Below are 18,585 nucleotides of genomic sequence, written 5' to 3' on the forward strand. Positions count from 1 at the left end.
ATGAAGAAGAAAGACAGCAAATCCGGTGAAGTGAAGGACGGAAAAAAGGGGAAAGAGAAGAATCCAAAGAAGAAGCATAAGACGCGGGACGGACAGAAAACGTCAGACAGGCACAAGGCGCATGACGGGCAGAAAATGTCAGGCCGGGACAAGACGAAGAACGGGAAGAAAAAAGCGGACATAGAGGCGCTGAACGGGCCGAAACGATCTAAGACACAGAATAAGATTGCCGCCTATCACAATACCCGTCATCTGTTCGGCGCAAATATGTCTGAACAGCTGGAACACGGAGAAAATGTCAGCAGTCTTGCGTATGAGGTCGGCCGTGAGCTTGGACTGTCTGATAGGGAGTGCGAAGATCTGATCATCGCGGGATTTTTCCACGATATCGGAAAGGCTCAGATCTCGAACGAGGCGCAGGGAAGGGATTGCATGCTGGTGGAGGAGATGAATTCTGTCCGGCAGCACCCGAAGGCAGGATACGAAATACTGAAGCGCCACGGCTTCTCGGAGGAGATCTGCAGGGAAGTCCTGTACCACCATGAGAATATGGACGGGAGTGGCTATCCGGAGAGCCTGGAGGGGGCCAATATCCCGCTGGGGGCTTGCATTCTCCGTGTCTGTGATGTATTCTGTGCATTGATTCAGGATCGTCCTTATCGGAGTGCGTTTCCGCCCGAAACCGCTATGAAAATGATGATTGAAGAAGTGGAAAAGTATAATCTGAAAGTTTTTCTGGCATTCCAGCGGGTTCTGCACAGGAGTCCGGACGGCAGCATTGCCTTGCCTGAGGTACGGCCGGAAGTGAGAGGAGTTTGGAAGAAATTATGAAGCTTACAAAAAAACCTGTGACAGGAATGAAGGATATTCTCCCCCGGGAGATGGAAATCCGCAATTATGTGATTGGCCTGATCAACGACACCTATTCCAGATTCGGCTTCACGCCGATCGAAACTCCGTGTGTGGAGCATATTGAGAATCTGAACAGCAAGCAGGGCGGAGAGAATGAGAAGCTGATTTTCAAGATCCTGAAGAGAGGTGAGAAACTGAAGCTGGCAGAGGCAGAATCTGAGGCGGATCTCGTGGACAGCGGACTCAGATATGATCTGACATTGCCGCTTTCCCGTTTTTATGCCAATAACGCGAATGAACTTCCGAGCCCTTTCAAAGCGCTTCAGACAGGAAACGTGTTCCGGGCGGACCGCCCACAGAGAGGAAGATTCCGTCAGTTCAGACAGTGTGACATTGACATCCTCGGTGAATCCTCGAATCTTGCTGAGATCGAGCTTATTCTTGCCACGACCACACTGCTCGGGAAACTGGATTTCCGGAACTTCACAATCCGCATCAATGACCGCCGCATTCTGAAAGCAATGGCCGCGTACAGCGGTTTTCCGGAAGAATCTTACGATGAAGTCTTCATCATCCTTGACAAGATGGACAAGATCGGGCTGGATGGAGTGGAGAAGGAACTTCTGGAATCCGGATACGAGAAGGAATCCGTGGACAAATATCTGGAGCTGTTCCGCATCATCACTCCGGACGCTGCAGGGGTGAGGACGGCAAAGGAAAAGCTGACGGGCTTCCTGGATCCGGAATACGCGGATGGCCTGATCACCATTATGAACAGTGTCGACGCGGTCAAAACCGCTGATTTCCGCATGAAATTTGACCCGACACTTGTGCGGGGCATGTCCTACTATACAGGTCCGATCTTTGAGATCTCAATGGATGAATTCGGCAGCTCCGTCGGAGGCGGCGGAAGGTATGATGAGATGGTCGGAAAGTTCATCGGACAGCCGGTACCCGCAGTTGGTTTTTCCATCGGCTTTGAGCGGATCGTCATGCTGCTTCTGGAACGTGGATATCAGGTTCCGGGAACTGCTGTGAAGAAGGCATATCTCATCGAGAAAAAATGCTCCGGCGAGAAGATTCAGGAGACAGTCCGCAGAGCCATGCAGGAAAGAGCAGAAGGCAAGACCGTGAATCTTCTGGTCATGAAGAAAAATAAAAAATTCCAGAAAGAACAGCTGACGGCAGAGGGATACACAGAAATAGAAGAGATTTATACTGTATAAGCTCTTCGAAAACGCAGACAGGATCGTCACGCGCGAAGCGTGTGAAAGAGACTGGATGCGATTTCGAAGGCAACAGGTATGAGCGTGAAGCCGTGTGAAACACGGCGAAAACGCGAATGCCTGTAGGATTGCGGGAGTGCGAAGCACGGAGCAATCCGTAGCTTATACAGTTATTAAATAAGCTCTTCGAAGACGCAGACAGAATCTGATATAAAAGAAAATAAGGAGACAATTAACCATGGCGGAAAGTATGAAGGGAATGAAACGAACCTGCAGAGCTGCGGAGGTCACTGCGGATATGATCGGCAGCGAAGTGACTCTGATGGGCTGGGTACAGAAGAGCCGCAACAAGGGCGGTATTATTTTCGTGGACCTCAGAGATCGTTCCGGAATCATGCAGCTGATTTTTGACAGTAAGGAGACCGAGGAGGAGTGCTTCAGCAAGGCGACAAAGCTCCGGTCGGAATTTGTAATTGCGGTAAGGGGAACCGTCCGGAAACGTGAGGGAGCGGTGAATGAGAAGCTTGCGACCGGATCGATGGAGGTTCTCGTCAATTACCTGAGAATTCTGGCAGAGTCCGAGACACCGCCATTTCCGATCGAGGAGAACAGCAAGACGAAGGATGAGATTCGTCTTGCTCATCGATATCTCGACCTTCGTCGACCGGATCTCCAGAGAAATATGAAGCTTCGTTCCGATGTGGCTTATTATACACGTGAGTTTTTCCACGATGAAGGATTCATGGAGATCGAGACGCCTATGCTTGGCAAGAGTACCCCTGAGGGTGCCCGTGACTACCTCGTTCCGAGCCGGATTCATCCCGGAAGTTTTTATGCGCTGCCGCAGTCTCCACAGCTGTTCAAGCAGCTTCTGATGTGCTCAGGGTATGACCGGTATATTCAGCTAGCCAGGTGTTTCCGTGATGAGGATCTTCGTGCGGACCGCCAGCCGGAGTTCACACAGATCGATATGGAGCTGTCCTTCGTAGATGTGGATGATGTCATCGATGTCAATGAAAGATATCTGAAATACCTGTTCAAGAAGACGCTGAATGTTGATGTTCCAACACCTATCCCGAGAATGACCTGGATTGAGGCGATGAACCGCTTTGGGTCAGATAAGCCGGATGTCCGCTTCGGTCTTGAGCTTGTGGATGTGTCAGAGGTTGTAAAAGATTTTGACTTTGCGGTATTTAAAAACGCTCTGGCGTTGAAGGATGGTTCGGTTCGCGGCATCAATGTCAAGGGACAGGGCAACATGGGACGCAAGCAGATCGACAAGCTTGCCGAGATGGCAAAGGGCATGGGCGCAGGCGGTCTGGCATATATTCAGCTGAAGGACGATGGAACAGTGAAATCCTCCTTCTCGAAATTTATGACGGAAGATCAGGAAGCGGCTCTGATTGGCGCAATGAAGGGTGAAAAGGGTGACCTTCTGCTCTTTGCGGCGGACCGCAACAAGATTGTGTGGAATGTGCTTGGACAGCTTCGCCTGCATTTCCGTGATGAGCTGGGGCTCACCAGGAAGGATGATTTCCGTTTCCTTTGGATTGTTGAGTTCCCGCTTCTGGAGTGGTCTGATGAGGAGAACCGCTTTATGGCGATGCACCATCCCTTTACCATGCCGATGGAGGAGGACTGGGACAAGATCGATTCCGATCCGGGTTCCGTCCGCGCGAAGGCGTATGATATCACGCTGAACGGCAATGAGATCGGCGGAGGCTCTGTCCGGATTCACCAGAACGACATTCAGGAAAAGATGTTCGAGGTCCTCGGTTTCACGAAAGAACGCGCATGGGAGAATTTCAAGTTCCTGCTTACTGCGTTCAAGTACGGCGTTCCGCCGCATGCAGGTCTGGCATACGGACTTGACCGTCTCGTCATGCTGATGGCGCAGGCGGATACCATCCGCGACGTTATCGCGTTCCCGAAGGTTAAGGACGCATCCGATCTCATGACCGAGGCACCTTCCAGAGTGGATCAGAAGCAGCTGGATGAGCTGGGACTGGAGATTCCTGCGGAAGAATAACCGACGGGAAGCCGGGCATGGGTTCTGGCAGATACCCGCCCTGACCCGGCCATATCATGGTTATCATTTGAACAGTCACAGACCGCTGGATTCGCGCCGGCTGCAAACCGGGGCCGATCCAGCGGTCTTTTTCTTGACATCATGTGTACTGCGTTATATAGTACACAGTATACAGAGACTTTTTCTGAGGCGGAAGGAGGGAAAGCTTTGATTGCGATTGACTACCAGGATCGGCGTCCGATCTATGAGCAGATCGCGGATTACTACGAGATGCTGATTATTAAGGGCGTTCTGGCGCCGGATGAGAAGATTTCTTCCGTGCGGCAGCTGGCGCAGGAGTTGTCGATTAATCCGAATACAATTCAGAAGGCCTATGCGGTGCTGGAGAAAGAGGGTTACATTTACACGGTGAAGGGACGAGGAAACTTCGTTTCCGGCAATCCGTCTTCTCTGGCGGAGCGAAAGCAAAATATCTGGAAGGACAAGATGAAGGAATGTCTGAAGGAAGGCAGAGAGCTTGGGGTCGACCGGGAAGGCTGTACCCGACTTGTCGATGAAATCTTTGGAGGGGTACAGGAATGATCGAGTTAATAAATGTGTCAAAGAAGTTCCAGGACGTTCAGGCTCTCCGGGAGGTTACGTCCGCTATTAATAAGGGAGAGGTCTTCGGACTGGTAGGAACGAACGGTTCAGGCAAGAGTACTCTGCTTCGCATGATCGCCGGAGTGCTGAAGCAGGATACAGGAGAAATCCTTATTGACGGTATTCCGGTGTGGGACAATCCGGCGGCAAAGGCTGACGTCTGCTTTATTCCGGATCTCAGCTACTTCCCGGTGAATGCAACGCCGGTCACAATGACCAGCATCTGGAAAACCATTTATCCGGATTTTCAGGAAAAGCGGTTTCTGGAACTTCTCAGCAAAATCGGGATGGACAAGAAACGCAGAATCAACGCATTTTCCAAAGGAATGAAGAAGCAGCTGTCCCTGTTTCTCGGTATCTGTTCCGGTACAAAATACCTTCTCTGCGACGAGACCTTCGACGGGCTGGATCCTGTCGTCCGTCAGGCAGTCAAGGGACTTCTGGCTTCGGAGATTCTGGACCGGGAATTTGTCCCCGTGATTGCCTCGCATAATCTGCGGGAGATGGAAGACATCTGCGACCATGTAGGACTTTTACATCATGGAAAGCTTCTCCTGTCCAGTGCCCTCGATGACATGAAATTCAACATGCAGAAGGTGCAGGTTGTCCTGAGAGATCCCATGATGGAAGAAGAGCTGAAATCACGTCTCGATGTGATTCTGAGTGAGAAGAGAGGCTCAATTCTCACGATTGTTGCCAGAGGATCTTACCAGAATGTCATGGATATCATTGAAAGAATGAATCCGATCTTCGCGGAGAATCTGCCGCTGACACTGGAGGAGATCTTTATTACAGAAACGGAGGTGGCCGGGTATGATGTTCGAAGCATTCATTCATAAACAGAAATCCATGCGGGCGTCTGCCGGGAGAAGAAATCCCGATCGGAAAATCAGCCTCGTTCGGTTTATACGGCAGGAGGTCAGCCTCTCTTACTGGCTCCCGGTGCTGATCTCTGTGATTGCGTTTTTTGAATATCCGATGCGTCTGTATCTGGTTCTGAACATCAACAATCTATATGCCGAGAAAGGGAAAAACTATGCGGAGATGATCCGTTCCCTCCGGATAAAGGCACTTGAGTCAAGCCTTGGATCGGGTGACATTCCTACGATTCTTTCCGTCGGCGTTGCCGCACTCCTGTGTGCCTGCACGATGTTTTATTTTCTGGATTCAAGGGAGAGAACTGATTTTTACCACAGCCTGGCGCTTACCCGCAATGAGCTGTATTGTGTGAAGTTTGCGGCAGGATGGCTTGCGGCGGCAGTCCCATATCTCGTGAATGTGTTCGGCGGATATTTCCTGTTCGGGGGAGTCTACGGGCTTCTGACCCGGGATACGCTCCGGACGGTGGCGGGATCGGCGCTGTTCTTCCTCCTGGCTTTTTCTGCAATTTATGGGGTCTGCATCCTCGCGATGATTCTGACCGGAAGACTTCTGACAGGACTTCTGACGGGAATATTTTTTCTGGGATACGGGCCGACATGCTTCTATCTGATCAGTTCACTGATTCTGGAAAAATTCGTGACATACAGCAGCTATACAGATAGAGGCGGCAATGTGATCTGGCTTCTGTCCCCGTTTTCGCTGATGTGGCTGAGAAGTGACAGACTGTCCTCTCTTTTCGGAGCATTGCTTCCGGATCGGGTACATTCTCTGCTTCTTCCGGGTCTTTTCCTGACGGGATACTTCATTTTTTCAGTCATACTCGGATTGCTTCTGTACAGAAGGAGACGTTCGGAGGCAGCGGAAAATTCTCTCTGCTACCATGGCTTCGGGGCATGTGTAAAGCTTCTGGTAAGCGTTCCGGGCGGAATCGCGTTTGGAGCGCTGCTCTCGAGAAGCACGGACAGCAGCAGTGTGAGCTGGGTTGTGTTCTCTGTGATCGGAGTCTTTCTGATCAATGGCATCATCGAATTTATCTACAGCAGAGATCTGAAGAGTATTCCGAGACACTGGGTCTCCCTTGCCGCGGAGTATGCCGGAACAGCCCTGCTTCTCGCACTCATGATCGTAAATCCCTTTGGATATGACAGCTGGCTTCCGGAAACAGATCAGATTCTGTCGATGTCAATGATCCCATGCAGTGACGGAATCCGTATTCTCGGTGAGTACAGCTATTGGGATATGAGTCAGAATGCCATACCCATGCTGAAGAAAACGGAGACTGGAGATTTTATGTCCATCTATACGCTGGCGGAAGAGGGCGTGAAAAATGCGGAACAGGCAGGGGAGACAGAGTATGTTCCAAATATCTGTGTCATGTTCCATATGAAAAACGGCGGCGTTGTATACCGGCAGTATCAGGTGTCGGATAAGGCACTCCGGAAGGCAGAGAACGTGCTTTCGGCGGATTCTTCCTGGAGGAAGAATAATTATCCTGCCAATTTTGTGGATCCGTCCGCGATTGAAAGCGTTGAAATCTGTCCGTGGGAGATCGCGAAAGGCCCGGGGACGACACCGGATCTGTCTCAGGAGGAAATCCATGACCTGATTCAGGCGTTGAGAGACGATTCCAACGCAACGGATCTCACGGCGATTCAAAAGCAGGAACCTGTTGGTACCCTTCGGTTCACACCGAAGGACTGGTCCGATGGGATTTCCATTGATGGCAGACAGATGGATGTATATGAGCTGTATCTCTATCCGGAATACTGCAGGACATTGGAATTTCTGAAGAATCACGGCATCAATCTGTTGAAGGGCTCATCCGGAGACGAGGAGGGAATCAGCAGCGACATCCTGTCCGTGGATATACAGAGCGGAGAGAACAGTTATCTGCTGACGGATCCTGATGAAATTTCAGATTTTCTTCAGCATGTCACACAGATCCGCGGTTATTATACGGACGCAGAGGAAGACGGCTCCTGGTGGTACATGTCGGCTGCCTATCAGGGCGAGCAGGACGACAGAACCGTCTACTTCAATCCGGACGATGAAGCTTTGAAGATCCTGAAAGAAAATAAAATATCGGATCAGAATGCGCAGTGAACCTGAAATGGTTCAGTTCAGCGCAGCCATTCGTAAAACGAAAGGAGCATTATGAACAGGAAAAAAGCAGGCATTCTTGTGCTGATTATTGCCGCTGCGGGTGCTTTGACAGTCGGAGTCATCCGCATGCATGCAGCGAATAACAAAACGGATAAAACAGGAGAAACAGCGTACGTCGATCTGGTGTCAAACCTTGCTGATACCGGATCGCTCGGAACGAACAACTACTATGCTGGTACGGTGGAGACGCAGGAAACCTGGTCTGTGAACAAGAACACGGACGCTGAGGTGAAGGACCTGAAGGTCGCCGTGGGACAGGAAGTGAAGAAGGGCGATGCACTTTTCACTTATGACACGACAAAATACCAGCAGGATCTGGAGCAGGCAAATATCGATCTTCAGAGGCTGAATAACGAGTATACCTCAATGGGACAGACAATCAGTCAGCTGACAAAGGAGAAGGCCTCCGCTTCGGCATCGGAGCAGGCGGATTATACCATCCGGATTCAGGAACAGCAGCTCTCCCAGCAGCAGAAGCAACTCGATATCCAGAGCAAGCAGCAGGACATCCGGAAGCTGCAGGACAACATCAACAACGCGACGGTGACCAGCCAGATGGACGGTGTGGTTAAGAGCATCAATGACGGAACATCAGCCTCTTCTGACGGTACGGATACCTCCTATATCACGATAATCAAAACCGGAGACTACCGGGTGAAGGGCACCGTCAATGAACAGAATGTCGGAACGCTGTCCGAGGGGACGCCGGTCATTGTTCATTCCAGAGTGGACGATAGCAAAACCTGGAAGGGAACCATAAACAAAATTGACACCGAGAATACCGTCAGCAGCAATAACGATTATGGGTACAGCGGAGCGTCGTCTTCCGGAGGCACAAACTATCCTTTTTATGTGCAACTCGAGAACAGCGATGGACTCATGCTGGGACAGCATGTATACATGCAGACGGATACCGGAAGCAAAGTGGATAAGAGCAAGGGAATCTGGATCGGTTCGTATATGGTCGATCAGTCTGATGAGAAACATCCCTTCGTATGGGCGGCAGGGAAGAACGGAAAGCTCGAGAAGCGTGAGGTAAAGCTGGGAGAGAGCGATGATACAACCGGAGAGGTGCAGATCACAGAGGGAATCACCATGGAGGATTCTCTGGCAATACCATCTCCGGATCTGAAGGAGGGCATGGCAACAGCCCCGATGAGTGAGATGCCATCGGAATCCGGAACGGAAGGCGTGATGTCCTCGAGTTCGATTCCGCTCTCCGGAAATGACGTGATTTCCGGGAGCTACTACGACGATACGATTTCATCGTCAGAATATCGTGAGACCGAGAGCAGCAATAACCCGGAGCTGTCAGCGGCGCAGCAGGAAGCGGCGCAGGGATCGGAGGGCGGATCAGAAGGATACGCTGACAGCACAGATGACGGACAGGTAGCCGGCGGCGCCGTTGCCGCAGACTGAGGAGGTGCCGAAATGATCCTTGAATGCAGACATATCTATAAAAATTATATTCAGGGAAAGCTTGAAGTACCGGTTCTCAGGGATGTGAATTTTTCGATGGACGAGGGAGAATACGTGGCGGTCATGGGACCGTCCGGATCCGGAAAATCGACGCTGATGAACCTGATCGGCTGTCTGGATCAGCCGACCAGCGGTACGCTGATCCTGGACGGGAACGAAGTATCGAAACTTTCGGATAATGAGCTCGCGGACCTGCGGCTGGCAAAAATCGGGTTTGTATTTCAGAACTTTCAGCTGCTGCCGTACATGACCGCGCTGGAGAATGTGGAACTGCCACTGACCTATGCCGGCCTGCCAAAGAAAAAAAGACGGGAGCTGGCGAAGGAGGCACTGGCCCGGGTTGGCCTGTCGGAGCGGGTGGATTTCCGGCCAAATCAGCTCTCCGGTGGCCAGAAGCAGCGGACCGCGATTGCGCGCGCGATTGCGAACCGACCGAAAATTATTCTTGCGGATGAGCCTACCGGTGCCCTGGATTCAAAATCCGGCAGTCAGGTCATGGATCTGTTTCAGGAGCTGAACCGGGAGGGATCCAGTATTCTGATGATCACGCATGATCCCGGAATTGCGGCAAGGGCACAGAGACTCGTTGAGATCCGTGACGGCGTTCTATTTCTTCCCGGGCAGAAAGATCCTGTCGGGCATAGGGAAGAGAAAAGTGGTCAAAAAGAGGGGAAGATGTGGAAGGAAAGCGGACATACCGATGCAGGGGAAGGAGGGGATCCGGGCAATGAAGGCTAAGAAAGTAATATCTGTTATCCTTGCATCCGTGATTGCTGCAGGCGCCGGATACGGAATCTTCCGCGCGGTACAGGTGACGACCAGCCAGAGGACTGTCACAGTTTTCAATGCCTCTGACCTGAATTACAGCGGAGGCTACGGGTATGACAGCCAGACCATGCAGGGAGTCGTCACAACCGATGCCAGCCAGAACATTTACGTAACAGATACGGAGGATATCAAGCATGTGTATGTAAAGCAGGGACAGGCGGTTCGCGAAGGAGATGTCCTCCTTGCTTATGATACGACAAAGACAGGCCTGAACCTGGAGCAGGAGAAACTGAACAACCAGCAGATCCGGCTGAATATTGAGGTGGCGGAGAAAAACCTTGATACTCTGCGTCGAATGAAACCGGTCAGCAATGTGATTCCGCCGGACGATTTCGCGCCGGTGGATCCATCATCGATCGATGATGGAGACATTGTCCCTGATAACGGTCCGGATGACATTAAAGAACCGGGGCAGAACGAAGACGAAAAACCGGGCGGGAATGACAGGGAACCGATGAAGCTTGTGAAATACAGGGAGCTGACCGCTGATTCGGAGGCAAAGAATGAAATGACCGCGGACGGAACAGCAGAAAAACCCTATCTGTTTCTCTGCGAGCCGGACGAGGAAGGCAGGATCACCATTGGCACCGGATTTATCCGTAAGCAGCAGGAAATGGCAGACAAGACGGGCCAGAAACAACGCTATATTGTTCTGGAAATTCTTGACGCGGATGATCATGCTGTTTCCGCATGGATGCAGGATATCCGCAAGCTGGATCCGGACAGCCCGGTCACGGTGGATGCCACTACTGGAAATGCCGATTTTGCCGATCTTTCCGCAATGACTGCAGACCAGATCGCGAAGGCACTGGAGGGAATCCGTGATACGGACAAGCTTGCGGCTGCGCTGCAGAAACTGAGCGGAGATGAAGAAAAGCTGAATAACATCCTGAAGAAAATGGACAGAGAAACGAGGGAGAAGCTTCTGCAGGCGCTGACAGAGCTTCAGAAAGAAGATGATCCCCGGGATACGCCCGCACCGTCTCAGGAGCCGACCGCGCCGCCGAACCCGACACCATCTCCTACACCGCAGGGAGGTGAGGGGTCAGAGCCCGGGACTTCTCCACAGCCATCGCCCACAGAGGCTGCGGAGGATACTGAGCAAAGCGGAGACACCGTGCCTGCATCAGCTTCGCCCAAAATGAATGCATTTCGGGGAGTCTTTGCTGACTGCAGAAGCTATACGCGGATCGGCGGCGATGCAGACGATGCTGTTTTTCTGGGAGAAACGGCGGAATATTCACAGAAAACCGCGTCTGTCGGGAGCGGAGATTTTGGAATTCTGACGGCGGATAAAAGCGGGACATCCCTCGGATCGGATTCCGGAACGGACAGCGGTTCAGGCAGCAGCGGGCTGATTTCCCCTGATGAGGAATATAGCGCAGATGAGCTGAAGCAGGCGATCCGGGATCAGGAAAGTCAGCTTTCGGACCTGAGGCTCGATCTGCAGGAATCGGATCTGAAGGTGAAGAAAGCGCAGCAGGATGTCACAGATGGTGTCGTAAAGGCGAAGATGAACGGAATCATCAAGACGGTCGGAGATCCGAACAATCCTCCGACTGACGGCAGCCCGTTTCTGCAGCTGGCGGGAGCGTCCGGCCTGTATGTAAATGGAGGTGTTTACGAAAACCGTCTGTCTCAGATAAAGGAGGGAACGGAAGTCACGATAACCTCCTGGCAGTCAGGAAATACCTACCCGGCGACGGTAAAGAGCATCTCTTCGTATCCGGATACGAGCGGAATGTACGGTTCTGACAGCAGCAACTCCATATATCCGTTCATCGCCTATATCGACAGCTCCGACGCAGCTCTGACGAATGGCGAATATGTTCAGATCACCATGGATTCGTCGGGAATCACACCGGATAATACGGCGAATGGAGAATCCGACTTCTACCTGTACGGCGCCTTTGTTCTCGATGAAAACGGAAAAAAATACGTATATCTTCGCGGCAAGGACAAACGGCTGGAGAAGAGAGAAATCAAGACGGGCACATATGAAAACGGATCCTATCAGATTAAATCCGGGGTCAGTCTGTCTGACTGGGTGGCCTTTCCTTACGGGAAAGATATCAGGGAAGGCGCAAAAACGAGAGAAGGGACGATTGATGAATTGTACTCATGATTCATTCGGTACGGAACAAACCATGAATAGAAAGGAGGAGACATGGCAGAAAATCTGAAGTTTTCCTTTCAAAGCATATGGGCACATAAGATGAGGTCCTTCCTGACGATGCTTGGCGTGATTATCGGAATCGCTTCGATCATAGGGATTGTGTCAACCATCAAGGGAACCAATGAACAGATTCTGCAGAATCTGATCGGCGCCGGAAACAATAATGTAACGGTATCTTTGAAGCAGGGAGAGGGCGACTACTGGATGGACGGCGGTCTGCCTGACGGTGTCGTCCCTGTTTCCGATGCGCAGAAGAAGGAAATTCGGGAACTGGACGATGTTGCGGATGCATCTTTCTATCTTTCAAGAAGTTATGCGGACAGTATTTCAGCCGGAGACCAGACGCTGGACAGCGGACAGATGCTCGGTATCGACACACATTATCTTTCAACAACCGGTTACCGGATTTATTCCGGCCGTCCGTTTGTGGATGCGGACTACACGAAGTTCCGCAAGGTTGCGCTTCTGGACGAAACGGCTGCAAACATTCTGTATCCGTCCGGCAATGCTCTTGGGAACATCCTCAGCATAAAGGGAGAACCGTACACGGTGGTGGGGCTTGTGAGAAAAATACAGAAGACGCGGCCAAACTATGATTCCTTTCAGGATTATCTGACCTATGCAGAAGAGGAATATGGAAGGGTTATGATCCCCGACGCGGACTGGCCGATCAGTTACAGTTATGACGAACCGCAAAATTGTGTCGTGAAGGCCGTCCGGACGGAGGATATGAGTAATGTCGGGAAAGAGGTTCAGGATATCATGAATGAATCCGTCAGTGCCTCAGATACAGGAGGTGAGGATGAAAGCGGCAGCGCGATCCGATACAAGGCAGAGGATCTGCTGGAAAAGGCGAAGAACAAGCAGGAGCTTGCAGCAAGCACGAACAACCTTCTGATCTGGATCGCCAGCATCGCCCTTCTGGTCGGCGGAATCGGCGTAATGAATATCATGCTCGTGTCCGTGACAGAGAGAACGGGTGAGATCGGGCTCAAGAAGGCACTCGGAGCTAGAAAACGCCGTATTCTGGCACAGTTTCTCACAGAATCCGTTGTCCTGACGAGTATGGGAGGCATTCTGGGAGTCATTGTGGGAATCGTTCTCGCGGAAGTGATTTCCAGATCATCCGGAACCCCGGCGGCAATCAGCATCCCGTCGATATTCATCGGCGTCGGATTTTCGATGGCCATCGGCATCCTTTTCGGGCTGCTTCCCTCGATCAAGGCTGCGAACCTGAATCCGATCGATGCGCTTCGAAGAGAGTGACGGCGCCGCCAATTGTATAAGCTGCGGAATTACTCCGTGAACTCGCGAAACCGGTCATGACCGCTGCCGATGCACGCCAATTGTATAAGCTGCGGAATTACTGCGTGAACGGCAGCGATAAGGCAGGACCTCCGGGCTATGTCAGAAGCCGAGGTCCTCGCCTACCATTACAACCTTAATCCTGCCCGGATGTTTACTGTAGCGGGTGATGACTTCCTGACAGCAGATGGTTTCCGGACTGAGGCAGTTTCCGCAGGTTCCGGTCACGGAGCAGGGCGTCTTGCAGCCGAGACGGACACAGTTCGGCGGGGTGGCACAGTTGTGTATACGCTGGAAAGCCTCGGGAATATCAAAGGCAAGCTTGTTCATTCCCGTGACAACAATGACATGAGCTGGCCCCTGAATCAGAAAGCAGACCCGGTTGCCGTTCCCGTCGATATTTACAAGTTCTCCGTCCTTCGTGAAGGCGTTGGTGCTCATCAGAAAATAGTCGGCCATCATCTGCCGAGCCATCATTTCACGCTTTTCTTCAGGTGTTCTTGCATCTGTCCTCTCGATAAAAGAGTAATTGCCGGTTCTGACTGCGTCAAGGATTCCGCATTCATTTAGTGTCGCGGATCCGCCGTAAGTCACCGAGGATCCCTCCGGTATCAGCTCCAGTACCTTCGCTCTTGCCTCCTCCCGTGTCGCGGTGTAGAAGGCTTCGATATTCCGTTTTTCAAATTTTTTGATCATGCTCTCGCCGAGATGGCGGTAAATTAGTTCCTTCGGTGTCATGAGAAATCCTCCTTTACATGCAAAATCCCTTGTCTTGAAACTTATCGTTGTTTCCATTATACTATATTAGATCCGGTCTGTGCACGAAGGACATCGAAAACACAGTCTGGCAATATCTGCAGAGCGGGACGGAAGAAAATATCCTTTTGGGAGCACGGACGTAGTTTGAACGGCTTTGCAGAAGTCGGGGCAGGTAAAATTATATGAATATCTTGTTTTTTATCACGCCAAAAGCGGAATGCGCGTACATCAGTGCGGACTGTTCCCTGCGGCAGGCAATCGAGAAGATGGAATACCACAAGTATACGGCGATTCCGATTCTCGATGAAAGGGGACGATACATCGGTACGCTGACAGAGGGAGATCTGCTGCGCATCATCAAGGACAGGTATGATCTCAGCCTCAGGGACGCCGAGGAGATCCGTCTTTCCTCCGTTCCGCGGAGATGGAAGATGGACCCGGTCAATATCAACTGCGATATCGAGGATCTGATTCAGACATCGATGCGTCAGAATTTTGTACCTGTGGTCGATGACGAAAACGTCTTTATCGGGATTATCACCCGAAAGGCCATCATCCAGTATTGCTATGAACATTTCAAAAAATACAGGGATGAACTGAAGGAATTGCAGCAGCGAACGGAACAGCGTTCCTCCGGTGAAGAACCCAAGAAGGAAAAAGCAAAATGAAGAAAATAATCGAAGAAATCAGTGAAGTAGTAGCAGAAGCCTTTGAAAGGGCGGGATATGATGCCGGATTTGCCCGGGTCACTGTCTCAAACCGCCCAGATCTCTGTGAGTATCAGTGTAACGGAGCAATGGCAGCTAAAAAGCAGTACAAAAAGGCACCGATACAGATCGCCGGAGGTGTTGTAGCGTATCTTCAGGATTCTGAACTGATCGAGAAGGCGGAAGCCGTTATGCCGGGCTTTATTAACATCACGCTGAACCGGAAATCCCTTGCGGAATACCTTCAGAAAATGGCGGAGGATCAGGAACTCTCCGTCGAAAAGACGGCAGACCCGGAGACAATCGTCATCGACTACGGCGGCCCCAATGTCGCGAAACCTCTTCATGTCGGACATCTGCGTTCCGCAATCATCGGAGAAAGTATCCGGCGCATGGGCCTTCGGCTTGGCCATCACATGATTGGTGATGTTCATCTCGGAGACTGGGGACTTCAGATGGGCCTGATCATCACTGAGCTTCAGGAAAGAAAACCGGAGCTGCCCTATTTTGATGACTCCTATACCGGAGAATATCCGGAGGAGGCGCCATTTACCATCAGCGAGCTGGAGGAGATTTATCCGACGGCAAGCAAAAAATCGAAGGAAGATGACGCTTACAAGAATAAGGCACTTCAGGCGACGGCGGAACTTCAGAGCGGCAGGAGGGGATACCGGGCTCTCTGGAGACATATCATTTCCGTTTCCGTCACCGATCTGAAGAAAAACTACGAAAAACTGGATGTCCATTTTGATCTGTGGAAGGGAGAGTCGGATGCACAGGCCTATATCCCGGACATGGTTAAGATGATGAGGGACAAGGGATACGCCTACGAGGATCAGGGCGCGCTGATCGTGGATGTCAGGGAGGAAAAGGACCAGAAGGAGGTTCCGCCCTGCATGATCCTGAAATCCGATGGAGCAGCGCTTTACACCACTACTGATCTGGCTACGATTGTCGAGCGTATGCAGGATTTTGATCCGGATGAGATCCTATATGTGGTGGACAAGCGTCAGGAGATGCACTTTATCCAGACTTTCCGCTGCGCACGGAAGACGGGTCTTGTAAAGCCTGAGACAAAACTGACATTTCTCGGCTTCGGAACCATGAACGGGAAGGACGGAAAGCCGTTCAAGACCAGAGAGGGCGGTGTAATGCGTCTGGAGACTCTGATCGCGGATATCGACCGGGAAATGTTCCGGAAGATCGTGGAGAATAAGAGCGTCAAGGATAAGGACGCGGAGGAGACCGCGAAGATTGTAGGACTTTCTGCCATCAAGTATGGAGATCTCTCGAATCAGGCATCCAAGGATTATGTCTTTGATGTCGATCGTTTTACTTCTTTTGAAGGCAATACCGGGCCATATATCCTGTATACGATCGTTAGAATCAAATCCATCCTGAATAAGTTCAAAGCGGAGGGCGGAAGTCTGGAAGACGCGAAAATCCTGAACGCCGCAAGTGACATTGAGAAGAAACTGATGCTTCAGCTGTCGCGATATAATGAGGCGCTTACCGGTGCCTTTGAGGAAAAAGCACCACATCGTCTCTGCGCCTATATTTACGAGCTGTCCAATAATTTCAACAGCTTCTATCATGAGACCCGGATCCTGACCGAGGAGAATGAGGGGCAGAAGAAATCCTGGCTGCTTCTTCTGAAGACTGTTCAGAGGGTACTGGAGGATGCAATCGATGTCCTCGGTTTCAGTGCCCCGGAGGAGATGTGAGGAAACCTGAAGATCCGGAAGAACACAACAGGTCCTGTGCGTTCAGTGACCGGAAATGGATGAAAATGTGTTCGTGGGAGGAGAGGAGAAAATGGAGCGCCTGATCGTCTTCGATTTTGACGGCACACTTACAGATACGGGGCTCGGAATCACAAGGAGCGCCCAGTATGCGCTGGATCAGATGGGATGGCAGCATCGGGAGGCGGAAGAACTTGGATTCTTTGTCGGTCCGCCTCTGAATGAAAGCTTTGCGCAGATGGGTATGAATGAATCTGAGTGTGCTCAGGCAGTCCGTCTGTTCCGGGAGCGGTATGAATCGATCGGTAAGCTTGAGTACACGGTATACCCCGGGATCGGAGATCTGCTGCGCTCTCTGAAGGAAAGAAAATGGCGGATCGGAATGGCGACCTCAAAGCCCGAAAAGTTTGCGAGGGAAATCGCTGACGACTGCGGATTTCTAAGGTACTTCGATTGTGTGAGCGGGATATCTCTGACCGGGGAGGAGGGGACGATCTCCAAGGCCGGCCTGATCCAGCGGGTGCTGGACAGGACTGGCTTCTCGGGAAGAAGAGATGCGGCATGCATGGTCGGAGACCGGAAATATGATATTGAGGGCGCGAGAGCAGAGGAGCTTCTGGCTGTCGGTGCGGCCTATGGATACGGCGGGAGACAGGAACTGGAGAGAGCGGGGGCAGATCTGGTTTTTGATACGCCAGAGGAGATGGCTGAGGCTCTTCTGACCAACAGTGTCCTTTAAACGTAGAGTCTTTAAACATCCTGCTGCGGAGATAAGAAAATGACAAAGAGACAGAAAATCTGGGATGTGGTTTTTCCGCTGGTCTTTATCTGGCTGTGCATGGCGGCGGTTACGGTCGTCCTTCTGCTTGTGACGGGGCTGATCGTCGGAGAGTATGATCCGGAGAAGATCTATGACAGGGTCCGGACACTCCCGATGTGGATCAGCATCGCAGCATTCGGCCTCACGCTTCTTCTGCAGAAGAACAATTACCGGGTGGACTCCATGCGCTTTCCGATGCGGAACGGCGGGTGGAAGGCATGGCAGATGGTGTGTGGCTGTCTGTGTGTTACCTTTGCCGGTCACGTGTGGAGCAGCCTGATCACGGGAAGCGGTCTGGAACGGGTTTTCACGGGTTACACGCAGAACGCCGCACCTGCCTTCGAAAACCAGAATCTGCTGCTGCTGATCCTCGGAACAGTGATTCTCGGACCCGCGGCGGAAGAGATGATTTTCCGCGGCATGCTGTTCCGCCGCGCGGCGTACTATGCCGGTATGAGGAAAGGAATCCTGCTCTCTGCTTTATGTTTCGGTATCTATCATGGAAATGTGATTCAATTTCTCTACGCGTTCCTGCTTGGCTTTCTTCTGGCTTTTGTCTATGAAAGGAGCGGCGACCTCCGTGCTGCCGTTGCGGCACATATGAGCGTCAACGCCTGGGCTGTGTTCGGAGACCGTCTGATACGAAAGACTTTCCATGGATCTGTTCCCGCATCCTGTCTGGCTGCGGAAGCAGCTGCTTGTGTGACCTGCTTTCTCCTGCTTTATTTTCGGGGAAAACAGAAAAATGCCTGAAAGAATTCATGAACAATATGGTGTTCGCAGAAAAAAATACGAATATAAAAAATATCAAATTTCCCCTTGCATTTCCCGGGGATGTCTGATAGAATATCACATGTTGCAAGGCAATGCACAAAGCATTGGGCTATCGCCAAATGGTAAGGCAACGGACTCTGACTCCGTCATTTTCCTGGTTCGAATCCAGGTAGCCCAGTAAGAAGCGATTACATCCATGTG

Annotated in this window: 15 protein-coding genes and 1 tRNA gene; 15 read left to right on the top strand and 1 reads right to left on the bottom strand. The window is 51.5% G+C overall.

Annotation, left to right across the window (positions count from 1 at the left end; genetic code table 11):
- The 10 genes from ACTQ3A_RS04825 (at position 1) to ACTQ3A_RS04870 (ending at position 13,543) form a co-directional block, all read left to right on the top strand.
- Entirely contained in the window at positions 1-831 is an 831-nt protein-coding gene (locus ACTQ3A_RS04825) for an HD-GYP domain-containing protein (RefSeq protein ID WP_441098724.1), read from the top strand.
- On the top strand, positions 828-2,078 hold the full coding sequence (hisS, locus tag ACTQ3A_RS04830; protein WP_441494189.1) for a histidine--tRNA ligase: 1,251 nt from the start codon (positions 828-830) through the stop codon (positions 2,076-2,078). Before ACTQ3A_RS04825 ends, hisS begins: the two co-directional genes overlap by 4 nt.
- A gap of 238 nt (positions 2,079-2,316) precedes the next feature.
- Entirely contained in the window at positions 2,317-4,107 is a 1,791-nt protein-coding gene (gene aspS / locus ACTQ3A_RS04835; RefSeq protein WP_441494190.1) for an aspartate--tRNA ligase, read from the top strand.
- 207 nt (positions 4,108-4,314) lie between these two features.
- Positions 4,315-4,689 (top strand): GntR family transcriptional regulator, encoded by a 375-nt coding sequence (locus tag ACTQ3A_RS04840; RefSeq protein WP_441098721.1) that lies wholly within the window; start codon positions 4,315-4,317, stop codon positions 4,687-4,689.
- Positions 4,686-5,588: an ATP-binding cassette domain-containing protein gene (locus ACTQ3A_RS04845; RefSeq protein WP_441494191.1), complete on the top strand. Its 903-nt coding sequence runs from the start codon at positions 4,686-4,688 to the stop codon at positions 5,586-5,588. Before ACTQ3A_RS04840 ends, ACTQ3A_RS04845 begins: the two co-directional genes overlap by 4 nt.
- Complete coding sequence (locus tag ACTQ3A_RS04850; RefSeq protein WP_441494192.1) at positions 5,563-7,734, top strand: hypothetical protein; 2,172 nt, start codon at positions 5,563-5,565, stop codon at positions 7,732-7,734. Before ACTQ3A_RS04845 ends, ACTQ3A_RS04850 begins: the two co-directional genes overlap by 26 nt.
- Before the next feature lie 51 nt (positions 7,735-7,785).
- A complete protein-coding gene (locus ACTQ3A_RS04855) occupies positions 7,786-9,213 on the top strand; it encodes an efflux RND transporter periplasmic adaptor subunit (RefSeq protein ID WP_441098718.1) in 1,428 nt (475 codons plus the stop codon).
- Positions 9,214-9,225: 12 nt separating this feature from the next.
- Positions 9,226-10,011 carry an ABC transporter ATP-binding protein gene (locus tag ACTQ3A_RS04860; protein WP_441098717.1) on the top strand — a complete coding sequence of 262 codons (786 nt, stop codon included), beginning with the start codon at positions 9,226-9,228 and terminating at the stop codon, positions 10,009-10,011.
- Positions 10,001-12,226, top strand: a complete 2,226-nt coding sequence (locus ACTQ3A_RS04865; RefSeq protein ID WP_441494193.1) for a hypothetical protein — start codon at positions 10,001-10,003, stop codon at positions 12,224-12,226. The genes ACTQ3A_RS04860 and ACTQ3A_RS04865 overlap by 11 nt, the downstream gene beginning before the upstream one ends.
- Positions 12,227-12,268: 42 nt before the next feature.
- On the top strand, positions 12,269-13,543 hold the full coding sequence (locus ACTQ3A_RS04870; protein WP_441494194.1) for an ABC transporter permease: 1,275 nt from the start codon (positions 12,269-12,271) through the stop codon (positions 13,541-13,543).
- Between the two features lie 141 nt (positions 13,544-13,684).
- Here the strand turns inward: ACTQ3A_RS04870 and ACTQ3A_RS04875 are convergent, their stop codons facing one another.
- The gene (locus ACTQ3A_RS04875) at positions 13,685-14,320 is read right to left on the bottom strand and encodes a lactate utilization protein (RefSeq protein WP_441494195.1); all 636 of its coding nucleotides are present in this window, start codon (positions 14,318-14,320) and stop codon (positions 13,685-13,687) included.
- A gap of 203 nt (positions 14,321-14,523) precedes the next feature.
- Here ACTQ3A_RS04875 and ACTQ3A_RS04880 point away from each other — a divergent pair, with 203 nt between their 5' ends.
- The 5 genes from ACTQ3A_RS04880 (at position 14,524) to ACTQ3A_RS04900 (ending at position 18,562) form a co-directional block, all read left to right on the top strand.
- Complete coding sequence (locus tag ACTQ3A_RS04880; RefSeq protein WP_441098713.1) at positions 14,524-15,009, top strand: CBS domain-containing protein; 486 nt, start codon at positions 14,524-14,526, stop codon at positions 15,007-15,009.
- Complete coding sequence (gene argS, locus ACTQ3A_RS04885; RefSeq protein ID WP_441494196.1) at positions 15,006-16,772, top strand: arginine--tRNA ligase; 1,767 nt, start codon at positions 15,006-15,008, stop codon at positions 16,770-16,772. Before ACTQ3A_RS04880 ends, argS begins: the two co-directional genes overlap by 4 nt.
- 55 nt (positions 16,773-16,827) lie before the next feature.
- On the top strand, positions 16,828-17,529 hold the full coding sequence (locus tag ACTQ3A_RS04890) for an HAD hydrolase-like protein (RefSeq protein ID WP_441494197.1): 702 nt from the start codon (positions 16,828-16,830) through the stop codon (positions 17,527-17,529).
- A gap of 39 nt (positions 17,530-17,568) precedes the next feature.
- The gene (locus ACTQ3A_RS04895) at positions 17,569-18,363 is read left to right on the top strand and encodes a CPBP family intramembrane glutamic endopeptidase (RefSeq protein WP_441494198.1); all 795 of its coding nucleotides are present in this window, start codon (positions 17,569-17,571) and stop codon (positions 18,361-18,363) included.
- 126 nt (positions 18,364-18,489) lie between these two features.
- A tRNA-Gln gene (locus ACTQ3A_RS04900) sits at positions 18,490-18,562 on the top strand.
- Positions 18,563-18,585: the final 23 nt, after the last annotated feature.

The sequence above is a fragment of the Bilifractor sp. LCP21S3_F8 genome (assembly GCF_052117805.1).
Classification (GTDB): Bacteria; Bacillota; Clostridia; order Lachnospirales; family Lachnospiraceae; genus Bilifractor.